Here is a 14,287-nt window from a genome sequence, read left to right as displayed (position 1 = left end):
TGATGGCGATCATCCAGCGAGCATAAATGCCGCTGGATGATCTTTTTATAGCAAAAAAAGCTGGCGTTCGGTGATATTCCAACCGTTCCGCCAGCTTTTTCGCTAATTATTATAGATATGTGATAGCTTCGCCGTTTTTATAAACAGTATCAATCGTTGCTCCACCTAAGCAAACATCGCCATCGTAAAATACAACAGCTTGTCCCGGAGTGATTGCCCTTTGTGGTTCATCAAAGACAACGTTAAGCGTTTCGTCTTCCATAACATGAACAGTTACGCCCATGTCAGGCTGACGGTATCTGAATTTTGCTGTACATTTGAATTCAGAAGGTACAGGCTTATCCGATACAAAGCTTGGTTTTACTGCCTTCAAGTTGTCTGAATAAAGCTTGTCATTATGGAATCCTTGTTCAACGTACAGCACGTTGTCTTTTAAATTCTTTCCGACAACGAACCAAGGATCACCGCTACCGCCGATTCCTAGACCATGACGCTGACCGATCGTATGATACATTAATCCGTCATGCTTTCCTTTGACTTCCCCGTCCAGTGTTTGCATCTCGCCAGGTTTTGCAGGCAAGTACTGGCTTAAGAACTCTTTAAAGTCTTTTTCACCAATAAAACAAATACCAGTGGAATCTTTTTTCTTTGCAGTAGCAAGACCTGCTTCCTCAGCAATTTTGCGAATCTCAGGCTTCTTTAGTTCACCGATCGGGAACAAGACTCTTTTAAGCTGCTCTTGTGAAAGCTGGTTAAGAAAATAGGTTTGATCCTTATTTTCATCCACACCGCGAAGCATCTTAACTTCTCCATCTATTTCAGCCACACGTGCATAGTGGCCTGTAGCTACGTAATCTGCACCTAAGTTCATGGCATGCTCTAAGAAGGCCTTGAATTTAATCTCCTTGTTGCACATCACATCAGGATTAGGTGTTCTTCCAGCTTTATATTCTTCCAAAAAGTACGTGAATACTTTATCCCAGTATTCTTTTTCAAAATTCACAGCGTAATATGGAATGCCGATCTGGTTGCAGACCGCTATCACATCGTTGTAATCTTCTGTTGCTGTGCAGACGCCATTTTCATCGGTATCATCCCAGTTTTTCATAAAGATTCCGATAACGTCATAGCCTTGCTCTTTTAGTAAAAGTGCGGCAACTGAAGAATCCACACCGCCACTCATTCCAATAACTACTCGTGTATCTTGAGGTGCCTTTTTGTTTGATTCAGTTTGCATGCTGTCCACCTCATTTCTTCATATGACAAACATTGTAACTTATTTTGCTAAACGTTTCACTATTTTTGCTGTCTCGCGGGCAGCATATTCAATATCTTCCAATTCATTGCCTAATCCAAAGCTAAATCGAACGGATGATTTTGTACGTTCATCTTCTCCAAACATGGCAGCCAATACGTGCGAAGGCTCATGAGAACCAGCTGTACAAGCGGATCCGCTTGAAGCTGCGATACCTGCTATATCCAGATTAACTAAAAGCACTTCAGTCTTTACTCCAGGAAAACTGACATTTAAAATATGCGGCAGAAAGTATTCGTTACTGCCATTCTCTAAGTAATGAATGTTATCTTCATCCCATATTTTTTTCATCTTTTCCCGATAGTTCATGTATTGTACGAAGCGTTCATCCCGCTCTTTCATTGCTAAGGCGGCTGCTTTATTAAGTGCGGCGATTCCCGCGACATTCTCTGTACCAGCACGGCGTTTGCGCTCTTGCTCACCGCCAAAGCCTTGGGGAAGAAAAGGTACCGATTCTTTTACATATAGAAAGCCTGTCCCTTTTGGACTGTTGATCTTATGTCCTGACGCACTCAATAAATCGATGTTCAGTTCTGCAACATCTATCGGAATAAGTCCATAAGCCTGAACTGCGTCAGTATGAAATATAATATTTTTCTTTTTTAATAAGCTCCCGATCTCTTTAATGTCTTGTGTTGTCCCCGTCTCATTGTTGCAATACATTATAGAAACGAGGGTCGTGTCTTCTCTCAGGGACGCTTTTAATTCATCAAGGGAGATCCTTCCGTTCTTATCGACTGATAAATAAGTAACTTCAAAGCCTCTCTTTTCAAGCTCATGAAAGGTATGAAGAACAGCATGATGCTCCACTCGTGTCGTGATAACATGTTTTCCTTTTTCCATTAAAGCTGAAGCTGTACCCAGTATTGCCAGGTTATCACTTTCTGTTCCCCCGCTAGTAAATATAATTTCATTGCGGGCAGCATTAATAGAAGAGGCTATAGTAGTACGAGCATCATCAAGAACTTTGCGTGCACGTCTTCCGAATTGATGTATGCTAGAAGGATTTCCAAAATGCACCGTTAAATATGGGATTATCTCTTCGATCACTTCAGGATGAACAGGTGATGTTGCAGCGTGATCCAAATAAACGTTTTTCATGATCAGATTCCTTCCTAAATATAAAACATGTAGGCGTCCTGTGTGCCTTCGTCTTCATAGTTCGCTAGATCTTCTAATGTTGTAGAATCGAGCACATCCTTTACAGCATCACGAATCTTTATCCATAGATTACGCTTTGCTGGTTCCTCATCATCCATCACTTCTACGGGTGATATTGGTCCTTCAAGTACACGGATAATGTCTCCTGCAGTTATAGTGGAAGCGTCGTTAGCTAAAATATAACCCCCGTACGCCCCTCTTATACTTTTAACTAAACCTGCGTTTCTTAGCGGTGCGATAAGCTGCTCAAGATAATGTTCTGATAAACTGTGCTCTTTAGCAATCAGTTTTAAAGCGATAGGACCTTCACCTGATCTCTTTGCTAATGCCATCATGATGGTTAATCCGTATCTGCCCTTTGTTGATATTTTCATAATGTTCACTCCGTTCTAAAACAAACTTTACTGCTTTTTGACATAAAGGCAATGTTCTGCCTACGATTGCGCCAATAGTAACACAAAATAGGATAGTTCCATAAGAGATCGGCCCTTGCAGAACCCATCCGAAAAAAAGTACAAACAATTCCATGAATAAACGAATTCTGGAAACTTTCATTCCTGACTTTTCTGTTAAAGCCAGCATTAGACTATCCCGTGGTCCTGCTCCTCGATTAGAGGAGATATACAGACCGATTCCAAATCCTAAGATTAGTATTCCGATTAAAAGGTAAAACCATTTCCCTGCTAAAGTTATCGGGTTATGGAAAAAAGGAAGCCATAAATAAAAATCGATAAACAGTCCGACAAATATCATATTTAAAAAAGCTCCTGTTTGAGGAAACTTCTTTGTCAGCATCGCTGTTGCTAAAATAACGAAAAATCCCATAATGATCGACCAAGTTCCAATCGTTAATCCAAACTGTGAAAACAGACCAATGTGAAGAACATCCCAAGGGGCACTGCCCAGTTCAGCTTTGATCATGAGAGCAATTCCAAAGGCCATTATAAATAAGCCCACAAAAAAAACAGACCACTCAAACAAAAATTTGCCCGGTCTTGATTGCTTTTGGTCTTTCATTTTCCAAATTCCTTCCTGCCTGAAGCTCTTAAAGCAGCCTAAAATGATAAATCTAAAGCTTATTATAGCACGAAATAGTTTCACCTTGCATGAAGGACTGATGTATAGTATTGTCATATGACAATTAAGAACAAGTGTACGGAAGGATGAACATATATGGACTTGTTTTCCTATAAAGATGAAAGTTCTCATTCATTAAAACGACCGCTTGCCAATCGAATGCGTCCGCGGAAAATCCAAGAGTTTATCGGTCAGGAGCATATTGCTGGAAAAGGCAAGCTTTTAAGAAGAGCTATTGAAGCTGACCAGTTGACTCCTATGATATTCTTTGGTCCGCCTGGAACAGGAAAGACTACTTTGGCCAGAATCATAGCAAATTCCACATCAGCATGGTTCGAACAATTAAATGCCGTAACTTCTGGAGTTGCTGACTTAAAAGCTGTAATGAATGCAGCTAAAGAACGGCTTTTATTAGAGGATAAAAAAACAGTGTTATTTATTGATGAGATTCATCGGTTTAACAAGAATCAGCAAGATGCCCTTCTTCCTTTTGTAGAAGATGGAACAGTAATATTAATCGGCGCCACAACGGAAAGCCCGATGTTTGAAATCAATCCAGCACTATTGTCAAGATCCAGGCTATTCCGATTTGAACCGTTAACAGACCAACATATCGCAAAAATTATTGAGCAAGCACTGAATGATAAAGAAAGAGGATATGGAAAGCACCCGGTTAAGATGGAAAAAAAAGCATTGAATCACATCGTTTCTATAGCAAACGGAGATGCACGGACTGCACTTAATGCTGTGGAACTCGCTGTACTTACGACAAACCCGGATAAGAATGGTGATATCAATATCACACTGGAAATTGCAGAAGAATCTATACAGCAAAGAGTTCTTCAATATGATAAAAAAGGAGACAATCATTATGATACAGTCTCTGCATTTATTAAAAGCATTCGCGGTTCAGATCCTGATGCTGCCCTATACTGGCTTGCCAAAATGATTTATGCAGGCGAAGATCCACGTTTTATTGCACGCCGTCTAATGGTTCATGCAGCAGAGGATATTGGCCTGGCTGACCCTAACGCTTTACTGGTTGCACAGGCTGCCAGCTATGCAGCTGACTTTATCGGAATGCCAGAAGCAAGAATACCGCTTGCAGAAGCAACGCTTTATTTAGCAACCGCTCCAAAAAGCAACAAAGTTATTTTAGGGATTGATAAAGCATTAGAAGCTGTAAAAAAAGAAAAAACAGGTCTTGTACCCATTCATCTTCGTGATGCTCATTATAAAGGTGCCAAAGAATTGAACCATGGCGCTGACTATAAATACCCTCATAATTTTGAAGATGGCTATGTACCGCAAGAATATTTACCACAGCACATGCTTGGAAAATCATTTTATGAACCGACTGAACGGGGATATGAAAGAAATATTAAAAGAAGATTGGATTATTTTAATGACCGTAAGAAAAAAGGTGAGTAAATCTATCATTCTTTTAACTGTCTTATCAAACTAGCAAAATTTTTGTTCCTAAGTGTATAGGATTTTCTCTCTTTGGTAAACATGAAAATATTAAACGATATTTTAAAGGCTCTTTTTGCAAAACTTTGTTGCTCTTGAAAGTGGTTGATTTCCGTTCCAGGATGCTCGCTTTCCGCGGGGCGTGCGGTGAGCCTCCTTGGCGCTTCGCACCATTAGGAGTCTCACCTGTCCCGCTAATCCCGCGGGAGTCTCGCACCTTGCACTCCAATCAACTTATCAACGATGAGAATAAAAAAAGCAACAATCTTTCAGAGAAATGCCTTATAAAAGCTAAGGAGAGGATTTACGTGTCAAAAATCAGACAGGACGCTTGGTCAGAAGAAGACGATCTGCTCTTGGCCGAAACGGTTTTGCGCCATGTCCGTGAAGGAAGTACACAGCTTCATGCCTTTGAAGAGGTTGGAGATAAATTAGAAAGGACGAGTGCTGCAGTTGGTTTCAGGTGGAATGCGATCGTCAGGAAGAAATATGAACAAGCTTTAAAGATTGCTAAAAAGCAAAGAAAAGAACGCCAGCGTGCTCTAGCTAAGTCACAGCAGCAGCCGCAGTCCAAAACTGTATCGAAGCCAGCCATTCAGCCAGTTCAAACACCGCAGATGCATGATGATGAAACCTATCATCCTGAGGAATTCTTTAAAACCCCTTATACGTATGATAGAGGAGCAACTGCATCTTCAAATGTATATGACACACAGCCTGCCGCAAAACCTGCTGTACCAGCAGTAAACAATATACCAGCTGCATCTGCCAATTCTAGTTATCAAGCGCCGCAACCTAGTAAACAAGAAGAATTAACATTGGATGAAGTAATAGACTTCCTTAGTGGCTTAAAAAGAAACGGAATGTCGAGCGGAAAGCTTGTACAGGAAAACATGGAGCTTCGTTTGCAGATGAACGAATTGCTTCAGCAGAACAAGGTAATGAAAGAACAGCTTTCTGTCCTTGAGAAAGAACATCAAACTGTTCAAGAAGATTATCAAGCTCTTATTCAGATTATGGACCGAGCACGAAAGATGGTTCTATTTCAGGATGAAGAATCAAATCAAAGCTTCCGAATGGATAAAAACGGGAACTTAGAGAAGCTGGCGAAATAAATTATGGCTAAACTCAGACGATGAATTGTTTGAGTTTAGCCTTTTTATTTAGGAAATTCCGGAATATGCGTAATGTTTTACGGTACGTGTTCTAAAATTTTCGTAAACACTGTTGCTATTAGAAGTGTTGATTTGCGCTCCAGGATGCTCGCTTTCCGCAGGACGTGCGGTGAGCACCCTAGGCTAAACAAGCCTGCCGGGGTCTCACAAGGAAGTATCTGTGCTCCTGCGTCTGCCAAAAACCCTGCCGACGCCGGCTTCCTCGTCGCATGCCTTACGAGATGTATAATCATGTAGGTGGCACGCTAATCCCGCAGGAGTCTCGCACCTTGCGCTCCAATAAACTAGTCAAAGAAGCATACACCTCAAAAAATGTTCAAAAGCTACAATATTTTAGAAATGATCTAAAATTTTTACACGTTCGTTCAACAACTCTAGGTTTCACGCCAACTGCTTCGACTTTCACGCGTTTTACCTTCTGTTTCACGCAAAGTCCTTTTACTTCCACGCAGAAAACAAGCATATTCACGCAAAACAAAATTAATAAATTTTAAAAAGCAGAAAAGCTGCCCTGCAATAGTACAATCAGACGTGTACTTTACGGTCAGCTTTATAATTTTATCGAATTCGTTCCACTTTAATGTTATTTTTCTCGATAATTTTATTGATTACATACCCAGCCATGTACAAACCTGATACGGATGGAACAAATGCGTTGGATGATGGCGGCATTTTAGCTTTACGGATTCCTGGTGCATTCTCAGGAACGATTTCCTGCCTGATTTCCTCACGAATCTGAATCGGTTTTTCGTCTGAAAATACTACAGGAATACCTTTCGTAATTCCTTCTTTTCTAAGTCGCTGGCGAATAACCTTTGCGATTGGGTCATAGCTGGTTTTAGAAATATCAGTAATTTGGAGCTTTGTTGGATCCATCTTATTTGCTACACCCATGCTTGAGATGATCGGAATCTTACGGTTAAGACATTCCTTCATTAAATGAATTTTATAAGAAATCGTATCAGAAGCATCAACTACAAAATCCAAGCCGTATTCAAAAATTTGTTCATATGTTTCTTCTGTATAGAACATCTTTAGGGCGATAACTTCGCACTCAGGATTAATTAAAGCAATCCTTTCTTTCATTAAATCGACCTTCGGCTGTCCTACTGTAGTAACTAGAGCATGTATTTGACGATTGACATTGGTGATGTCTACATCGTCTTTATCTATAAGGATTAAACGTCCTACACCTGATCGGGCAAGAGCTTCTGCTGAAAATGAACCAACTCCTCCGATTCCCAGTACAGCTACAGTTGTGTTTTTTAGAACGTCAATTCCATCTTTTCCTATTGCAAGTTCATTTCTTGAAAATTGATAAAGCATAACTAATTTAAATCTCCTTTCAAAGTGCACATGAATAAAGAAAATGCATCTTTATCAGCATATCCACTTTTCAAAACAAAATCAATATGCTTACTCGGTTTAATTTAGACGCACAAAAAATGAGCCCCAAAAATGCCGTCTTCCCTTAGTTTTGAACCTGCTCTCGCAGGTGGGTGCCCTGTTTCGCATTTTGTCCGTCCCCTATCTTTCAGGGCGTGGACGCTGTGAGAAAACACAAGCTCCCAAGTAAATAATGTTGGCTCAAAACTTTCGGGTTGTAAACGGTCATCATAGGACCCATCGTTTAAATAAATACTATCATAGGAAATCATCATTTACAAGACAAAATGTGTCTTCGTAAAAAACAATTCTTATTTTTCTAAATTTTCATTAATTTGACTCTTTCTTTAAATTTAAACCTAAATGAAGCTCATCCAATTGCTTTTCATTTACAGGTGATGGAGCATTTGTCAGAAGACATGATGCGGATGCTGTTTTAGGGAAAGCAATGGTGTCTCTTAAGTTAGTTCTTCCTGCCAGCAGCATCACCATACGGTCCAGACCAAGTGCTATACCGCCGTGTGGTGGGGTACCATATTCAAAAGCATCAAGTAGGAAACCAAATTCCTCGCGAGCACCTTCTTCACTAAATCCTAATGTTTTAAACATTTTTTCCTGTACATCACGTTCGTAGATACGCTGCGACCCTCCGCCTAACTCATATCCGTTAAGAACTAGGTCATATGCTTGTGCTCTAACTTCTGATGGATTTGAATCCATTAAATGAAGATCTTCAGTCTTTGGCATTGTAAAAGGATGGTGTAATGCAACATAGCGCTCTGCATCCTCATCATACTCTACAAGCGGGAAGTCAACGACCCATAAGAAGTTGAATTTTGACTGATCAATTAATCCCAGGTCTTTTCCTAATTTTTGACGAAGAGCTCCGAGACTATCTGCTACAACAGAAGACTTATCCGCTACAAACAGAAGTAAATCTCCTTCTTCAGCATTTAATGCATTTGTAAGATTAGCTGCATCTTCTTCGTTAAAGAACTTGGAGATTGGACCTTTCAAACCATCCGCTTCCACTTTCATCCATGCAAGACCTTTAGCTCCGTATCGAGCCGTAAACTCAGTAAGACCATCAATGTCTTTTCTGGAATAATCAGCAGCTTTTCCTTTTACATTGATCGCTTTAACTTCTCCGCCGTTTTCAACAGCAGCAGCAAATACTTTAAAACCAGATTGCTTTACAACATCAGAAACATTGATGAGTTCAAGTCCAAAACGAGTATCAGGCTTATCTGAACCATAACGGTCCATCGCTTCTTTGTAAGTCATTCTTGGGAAAGGTTTTGGAATATCCGCACCTTTCACTTTTTTAACTAATCCTGTCATCATTTCTTCCATCATTGAAAGAAGCGCTTCCTGTCCCATGAACGATGTTTCGATATCGACTTGAGTAAATTCAGGCTGACGGTCTGCACGCAGATCCTCATCTCTAAAACAGCGAACGATTTGATAATATTTTTCAAATCCTGCAACCATTAAAAGCTGTTTAAATAATTGAGGTGATTGCGGCAAAGCATAAAATTCTCCCGGATGTACACGGCTTGGCACAAGATAGTCACGTGCTCCTTCAGGCGTGCTTTTCGTAAGCATCGGAGTTTCCATTTCCATGAATTCTTCTGTTTCTAAAAAGTTACGGATATAACGGGTAACTTCGTGTCTCATTTTCAAAGTTTCCTGCATCACTGGACGGCGAAGGTCTAAGTAACGATATTTCAAACGTATATCTTCATTCAGTTCCATATCTTCACTAATGGAAAAAGGAGGTGTTTTCGCACTGTTTAAGATTTTAATTTCTTCTCCTGAAATTTCAATCTTACCTGTGTTCATTGCAGGGTTCACCGTACTTTGATCTCTTTCTAGAACCGTTCCTGTAACTGTGAGTACATATTCACTTCTTACCTTCTCAGCTGTTTCCAAAGCTTCAGCAGAAACTTCAGGTGAAAATACGATTTGCACGATCCCTGATCGGTCACGCAGGTCGATAAAGATCAGTCCGCCAAGATCGCGTCTTTTTTGCACCCAGCCAGTTATTGTTACTTTTTCACCAATATATTGTTCAGTAATTTTTCCGCATTGATGTGTGCGATATTCCATAAGATGTATCCTCCTTATTTTCCTTGCTTAACAAAAGTGCTCAATTCCTCTATACGAATCTCTTTTTGTTCCCCGGATTCCATATTCTTCACGTTAATAATTCCTTTAGAGAGTTCTTCTTCCCCTAAAATAGCTACAAATCTTGCTTTTAAGCGGTCCGCTGCTTTAAACTGTGCTTTCATTTTTTTATCTAAGTAATCTTTATCACTTTTTATTCCAGCATTCCGAAGGTCATTTAAGATAGAGACTGACTTTTTCTTTGCATCGTCTCCAAGTGCAACAACATAACAATCTAGGTCTTCCTCAGTTTCTAATGTGATGCCTTCAGCCTCAAGTGCTAAGAGAAGGCGTTCGAGACTCATCGCAAAACCAATGCTTGGCGTTGCAGGGCCGCCTAAGTCTTCAACAAGACCGTTGTATCTTCCGCCGCCGCTTAATGTTGTTATTGCACCAAAGCCTTCAGCTTCGCTCATAATTTCAAATGCTGTGTGATTATAGTAATCTAGACCCCTCACTAGTGTTGGATCGATTACATATTGAATGTTCATATCATCTAATGATGTTTTTACTTGATCAAAATAGCTTTTAGATTCTTCATTTAAATACTCTAAAATAGAAGGTGCCGTCTTCATAAGTTCGTGATTGCGGTCTTTTTTACAGTCAAGAATACGAAGCGGATTTTTTGTTAAACGGTTTTGACAATCAGAACAAAACTCTTCAATTCTTGGTTCGAAGTGAGCAATTAATGCATCTTTATGAGCCTTTCTGCTATCTGCGTCACCAAGTGTATTTATCACTAATCGAAGTTTCTTCAATCCGAGTTCTTGATAAACCGTCATAGCTAGGGAAATAACCTCTGCGTCTATCGCTGGATCAGCTGAACCCATTGCCTCAATCCCGAATTGAACGAACTGGCGGTAGCGTCCTGCCTGTGGTCTTTCATAGCGGAACATCGGCTGGATGTAATAAAGCTTTACAGGCTGGCCTGGAAGTCCGAACAATTTATTTTCAACGTAAGATCGTGTTACTGGTGCCGTTCCTTCTGGACGAAGAGTTAAGCTTCTGTCTCCTCGGTCCGTGAACGTATACATTTCTTTTTGAACGATATCTGTAGAATCCCCTACTCCTCTTTGAAACAAATCAGTGTGCTCAAAAACAGGTGTGCGGATTTCTTTGTAATTAAATCTTGCAGATACTTCTTTTGCTTTTCTCTCAATTATTTGCCACTTTTCCACTTCTCCTGGGAGAATATCTTTAGTTCCCCTTGGAATATTAATACTCATTTCGTTTCATCCTCCCGAATGTTAATTAAAATTAATTATGAATAAAAATAAAAAAACTCCCATCCCTCATGAAATCAACGATTTCATAAGGGACGGGAGTTCCCGCGGTGCCACCCTGCTTCGAAGCAAAAAATGCTTCCTCATTTTGCAAGTAACGATTGCCCACGTGTAACTCTACTGAGGTTTAAACTAACCGTTCGAATTAAAACCTATGAAGTGTCTTTCACTTTATCATCAGGTAGAAATGCTTTCAGCCGAGGCATTTCCTCTCTAACCCTGTGGGGTAAAGATACTTTTCTTCGTCATCAGTTTTATCATTTTGGAATTGTAGATTATCATACTTTTCAAAGGGGCTATATGTCAATAGTTTTCTCGTTTTATTTTTTTCTTTAGCTGATTGACCTGATAAAGATCCAACCCGAATTCTTCAGCAAGCTCCATGTTGTTTGCCGATTTTTCTAAAGAAATAAAATCATGAAAACTTACCTGTTTCCATTGTGATACTCCTTCAATGCCCTTGCGATTCTGTCTCATAAAAAAACTCCTCCGCCTTTTTGGTTAGTCTGTCCATCAAGGCGAAGGTTTCATTCATTTCTTTTTCTTAAGCTCTAGAATCAATGATTAATGTCACAGGACCGTCATTAGTGAATTCAACATCCATCATCGCACCAAAAACACCCGTTTGGACACGGACTCCTAATGTCTTTATCTTTTCATTGAAATAATCATAAATTTGTTTAGCATGGTCCGGCTTAGCAGCCTCCATAAAATTCGGCCTTCTGCCCTTTTTCGTATCCCCATATAACGTAAATTGTGAAATCGAAAGGATACTGCCTTCTGTATCTTTTAATGATAGATTCATCTTGCCGTTTTCATCTTCAAAGATACGTAAATTAATAATTTTTTCAGCTAAATAATCAGCGTCTTTTTCTGTATCTTCATGTGTGACGCCTACCAAAAGCAATAAGCCGCTGTCTATTTGCCCTTTTACTTCAGAATCTACAGAAACAGCTGCATTTTTGGCTCGCTGAAGCACTATTTTCATTTTGAGGTCACTTCCCTATACCTATTGCATAATACGTCTTACTGCATAAATGTCTGGGATCCGCTTAATACGTTCAACTACTTTTTGCAAATGACTAACATTGTGAATTGAAATAGACATACTGATTGTCGCCATCTTATTTCGGTCTGATTTTCCGCTTACAGCTGTAATGTTTGTCTTTGTTTCGGCAACAGCGTGAAGGACTTCATTTAGCAGACCGCGTCTGTCAAATCCATTAATCTCAATGTCAACATTATAATTTTTCGGCTGCTCAAGATTGCCCTCCCATTCAACAGGAAGCAATCGTACTTGTGCATCTTCATTGTGGACGTTGACACAATCTTCACGATGGACAGAAACGCCTCGCCCTTTTGTAATATATCCGACAATTTCATCACCCGGTACCGGATTACAACATTTAGATAGACGAATCAGCATGTTATCGATGCCTTTAACAACGATGCCGGAGTCCGTTCTTCGTTTTACTTCAGGCTTATCTGCCGAATCCCTGATTGCATCCAGGAGTTCGGAATTATCAGGATCCTGCTCTTTTTTACGTCGGACTTTATCGGTTAAGCGAGTAGCGATTTGTGCTGCGGTAATGCCATTATAGCCGACAGCAGCATACATATCTTCGTCGCCTGCAAAGTTATATTTTTGAGCTACATATTGCAGGTTTTCAGTTGTGAAAATTTCTTTTAAATCATAGCCGCGGTTCTTGATTTCTTTTTCAACAAGCTCTTTCCCTTTAGCTACGTTTTCTTCTCTTTTCTCACGTTTAAACCATTGACGGATCTTATTCTTCGCATGTGAACTTTGCGTAATCTTAAGCCAATCCTGGCTGGGACCATAGGAATGTTTGCTCGTTAAGATCTCAATAATATCCCCGGTTTTCAAGCGGTAATCAAGTGTAACCATCTTTCCGTTTACTTTGGCACCAATACACCTGTTTCCGATCTCGGTATGAATGCGGTAAGCAAAGTCAATCGGGACTGACCCAGACGGCAGTTCATAAACATCACCTTTAGGAGTGAAAACGAAGACCATGTCTGAGAATAGGTCCACTTTTAGTGATTCCATAAACTCTTCCGCATCAACAACATCGTTCTGCCATTCTAATATTTCACGGAACCAAGTCAATTTATTTTCAAAAGAGCTGACAGGAGCCTTTGTAGCTCCCTCTTTATAAGCCCAGTGTGCAGCAATCCCGTATTCTGCTACACGGTGCATATCTGAGGTACGGATCTGGACTTCTAAAGGATCGCCTTTTGGTCCGATTACAGTAGTATGAAGTGACTGATACATATTTGCTTTAGGCATAGCTATATAGTCTTTAAAACGGCCAGGCATCGGCTTATAGCATGTATGAATAATACCAAGTGCCGCATAGCAGTCTTTAATATTCTGGACGATAATCCGAACAGCGAGAAGATCATAGATCTCATTAAACTGTTTACCTTGCTTCGCCATCTTCCGATAAATACTGTATATATGCTTCGGTCTTCCAGAAATATCAACGGTAATCTGGACTTCCTTCAGCTTGGATTTCATCTCGTCCATAACTTGCTGAACATACTCTTCACGCTCAGCCCGTTTTTGCTGCATCAAATTTACAATCCTATAATATTGCTGAGGATTTAGGTATCTCAAAGAAACATCTTCTAACTCCCACTTAATCGTCGAAATACCGAGACGATGAGCGAGCGGAGCGAAGATTTCCAAAGTTTCGTTCGCTTTTTGTATCTGTTTTTCTTTTGGCATATGTTTTAGCGTACGCATGTTATGAAGCCGGTCAGCGAGTTTAATTAAAATACAGCGTATATCCTGCGCCATTGCAACAAACATTTTTCTATGATTCTCTGCTTGCTGCTCTTCTTTGGACTTAAACTTAATCTTTTTAAGTTTTGTAACACCATCAACCAGCATTGCCACTTCTTCGTTAAATTGATTAGAAATATCCTTTAATGTGACGGACGTATCCTCAACAACATCATGAAGAAACCCTGCTGCTACTGTTACAGGATCCATTTGCAGGTTCACCAGAATACCCGCTACTTCAACAGGATGGTGGATATACGGCTCTCCGGATTTACGGAATTGTCCTTCGTGCGCACTTTTTGCGTATTCATAAGCCTTTGTTATAAAAGCGATATCGTCTTTTGACAGATAGCTTTCCGCTTTTTGCAACACTTGCTCAATCGTCATGGAATCACCTTACGTTGTCATTGTATATTGCTTCTATTATCGTTAAATTGAACCCTCATGT

At 40.1% G+C, this 14,287-nt stretch carries 12 protein-coding genes, 1 other RNA gene and 1 other annotated feature; of the genes, 2 read left to right on the top strand and 11 right to left on the bottom strand.

The features are described from left to right. Nucleotides 1-109: 109 nt before the first annotated feature. The 4 genes from mnmA to ACFW35_RS06540 are packed head-to-tail and all read right to left on the bottom strand — an operon-like array spanning nucleotide 110 to nucleotide 3,493. A complete protein-coding gene (gene mnmA / locus ACFW35_RS06555; protein ID WP_379844578.1) occupies nucleotides 110-1,237 on the bottom strand; it encodes a tRNA 2-thiouridine(34) synthase MnmA in 1,128 nt (375 codons plus the stop codon). 39 nt (nucleotides 1,238-1,276) lie between these two features. Further along, entirely contained in the window at nucleotides 1,277-2,416 is a 1,140-nt protein-coding gene (locus ACFW35_RS06550; RefSeq protein ID WP_379844576.1) for a cysteine desulfurase family protein, read from the bottom strand. A gap of 14 nt (nucleotides 2,417-2,430) precedes the next feature. Continuing rightward, nucleotides 2,431-2,850, bottom strand: coding sequence for a cysteine metabolism transcriptional regulator CymR (gene cymR, locus ACFW35_RS06545; RefSeq protein ID WP_379844574.1), 420 nt, complete (start codon nucleotides 2,848-2,850; stop codon nucleotides 2,431-2,433). After that, complete coding sequence (locus tag ACFW35_RS06540; protein WP_379844573.1) at nucleotides 2,783-3,493, bottom strand: YczE/YyaS/YitT family protein; 711 nt, start codon at nucleotides 3,491-3,493, stop codon at nucleotides 2,783-2,785. Before ACFW35_RS06540 ends, cymR begins: the two co-directional genes overlap by 68 nt. A 156-nt stretch (nucleotides 3,494-3,649) precedes the next feature. Between ACFW35_RS06540 and ACFW35_RS06535 the strand changes: the two genes are divergently transcribed. Both ACFW35_RS06535 and ACFW35_RS06530 read left to right on the top strand, forming a co-directional pair. After that, on the top strand, nucleotides 3,650-4,984 hold the full coding sequence (locus ACFW35_RS06535; RefSeq protein WP_379844571.1) for an AAA family ATPase: 1,335 nt from the start codon (nucleotides 3,650-3,652) through the stop codon (nucleotides 4,982-4,984). A gap of 347 nt (nucleotides 4,985-5,331) precedes the next feature. After that, nucleotides 5,332-6,138, top strand: coding sequence for an RsfA family transcriptional regulator (locus ACFW35_RS06530; protein ID WP_379844569.1), 807 nt, complete (start codon nucleotides 5,332-5,334; stop codon nucleotides 6,136-6,138). Between the two features lie 618 nt (nucleotides 6,139-6,756). Here the strand turns inward: ACFW35_RS06530 and ACFW35_RS06525 are convergent. The 7 genes from ACFW35_RS06525 to ACFW35_RS06495 all read right to left on the bottom strand — a co-directional run bounded on the left by ACFW35_RS06525 (nucleotide 6,757) and on the right by ACFW35_RS06495 (nucleotide 14,226). Further along, on the bottom strand, nucleotides 6,757-7,524 hold the full coding sequence (locus tag ACFW35_RS06525) for a tRNA threonylcarbamoyladenosine dehydratase (protein ID WP_379844568.1): 768 nt from the start codon (nucleotides 7,522-7,524) through the stop codon (nucleotides 6,757-6,759). Between the two features lie 119 nt (nucleotides 7,525-7,643). Next, nucleotides 7,644-7,824: non-coding RNA, 6S RNA (ssrS, locus tag ACFW35_RS06520), on the bottom strand. A 90-nt stretch (nucleotides 7,825-7,914) separates the two neighbouring features. After that, nucleotides 7,915-9,693: an aspartate--tRNA ligase gene (gene aspS / locus ACFW35_RS06515; protein ID WP_379844566.1), complete on the bottom strand. Its 1,779-nt coding sequence runs from the start codon at nucleotides 9,691-9,693 to the stop codon at nucleotides 7,915-7,917. Nucleotides 9,694-9,707: 14 nt separating this feature from the next. Continuing rightward, nucleotides 9,708-10,976: a histidine--tRNA ligase gene (gene hisS, locus ACFW35_RS06510; RefSeq protein WP_379844565.1), complete on the bottom strand. Its 1,269-nt coding sequence runs from the start codon at nucleotides 10,974-10,976 to the stop codon at nucleotides 9,708-9,710. Nucleotides 10,977-11,061: 85 nt separating this feature from the next. Beyond that, nucleotides 11,062-11,291 (bottom strand) — a binding site (T-box leader). 45 nt (nucleotides 11,292-11,336) lie between these two features. Beyond that, complete coding sequence (locus ACFW35_RS06505; protein WP_171978763.1) at nucleotides 11,337-11,510, bottom strand: hypothetical protein; 174 nt, start codon at nucleotides 11,508-11,510, stop codon at nucleotides 11,337-11,339. Between the two features lie 67 nt (nucleotides 11,511-11,577). Further along, nucleotides 11,578-12,021: a D-aminoacyl-tRNA deacylase gene (gene dtd / locus ACFW35_RS06500; RefSeq protein WP_379844563.1), complete on the bottom strand. Its 444-nt coding sequence runs from the start codon at nucleotides 12,019-12,021 to the stop codon at nucleotides 11,578-11,580. 21 nt (nucleotides 12,022-12,042) lie between these two features. Beyond that, nucleotides 12,043-14,226 carry a RelA/SpoT family protein gene (locus tag ACFW35_RS06495; RefSeq protein WP_379844561.1) on the bottom strand — a complete coding sequence of 728 codons (2,184 nt, stop codon included), beginning with the start codon at nucleotides 14,224-14,226 and terminating at the stop codon, nucleotides 12,043-12,045. Between the last annotated feature and the right edge of the window lie 61 nt (nucleotides 14,227-14,287).

It is taken from the genome of Fictibacillus sp. NPDC058756, from assembly GCF_042746035.1.
In the GTDB taxonomy this organism is placed as follows: Bacteria; Bacillota; Bacilli; order Bacillales; family Fictibacillaceae; genus Fictibacillus.
Note: the sequence above shows the minus strand (reverse complement) of the source record. Positions and strands in the feature narration are given on the sequence as shown.

Bases quoted from the DNA above. Each gene is read 5' to 3' on its own strand.
- mnmA (WP_379844578.1), bottom strand. From the start codon at position 1,237: ATGCAAACTGAATCAAACAAAAAGGCACCTCAAGATACACGAGTAGTT.
- ACFW35_RS06550 (WP_379844576.1), bottom strand. From the start codon at position 2,416: ATGAAAAACGTTTATTTGGATCACGCTGCAACATCACCTGTTCATCCT.
- cymR (WP_379844574.1), bottom strand. From the start codon at position 2,850: ATGAAAATATCAACAAAGGGCAGATACGGATTAACCATCATGATGGCA.
- ACFW35_RS06540 (WP_379844573.1), bottom strand. From the start codon at position 3,493: ATGAAAGACCAAAAGCAATCAAGACCGGGCAAATTTTTGTTTGAGTGG.
- ACFW35_RS06535 (WP_379844571.1), top strand. From the start codon at position 3,650: ATGGACTTGTTTTCCTATAAAGATGAAAGTTCTCATTCATTAAAACGA.
- ACFW35_RS06525 (WP_379844568.1), bottom strand. From the start codon at position 7,524: ATGCTTTATCAATTTTCAAGAAATGAACTTGCAATAGGAAAAGATGGA.
- aspS (WP_379844566.1), bottom strand. From the start codon at position 9,693: ATGGAATATCGCACACATCAATGCGGAAAAATTACTGAACAATATATT.
- hisS (WP_379844565.1), bottom strand. From the start codon at position 10,976: ATGAGTATTAATATTCCAAGGGGAACTAAAGATATTCTCCCAGGAGAA.
- ACFW35_RS06505 (WP_171978763.1), bottom strand. From the start codon at position 11,510: ATGAGACAGAATCGCAAGGGCATTGAAGGAGTATCACAATGGAAACAG.
- dtd (WP_379844563.1), bottom strand. From the start codon at position 12,021: ATGAAAATAGTGCTTCAGCGAGCCAAAAATGCAGCTGTTTCTGTAGAT.
- ACFW35_RS06495 (WP_379844561.1), bottom strand. From the start codon at position 14,226: ATGACGATTGAGCAAGTGTTGCAAAAAGCGGAAAGCTATCTGTCAAAA.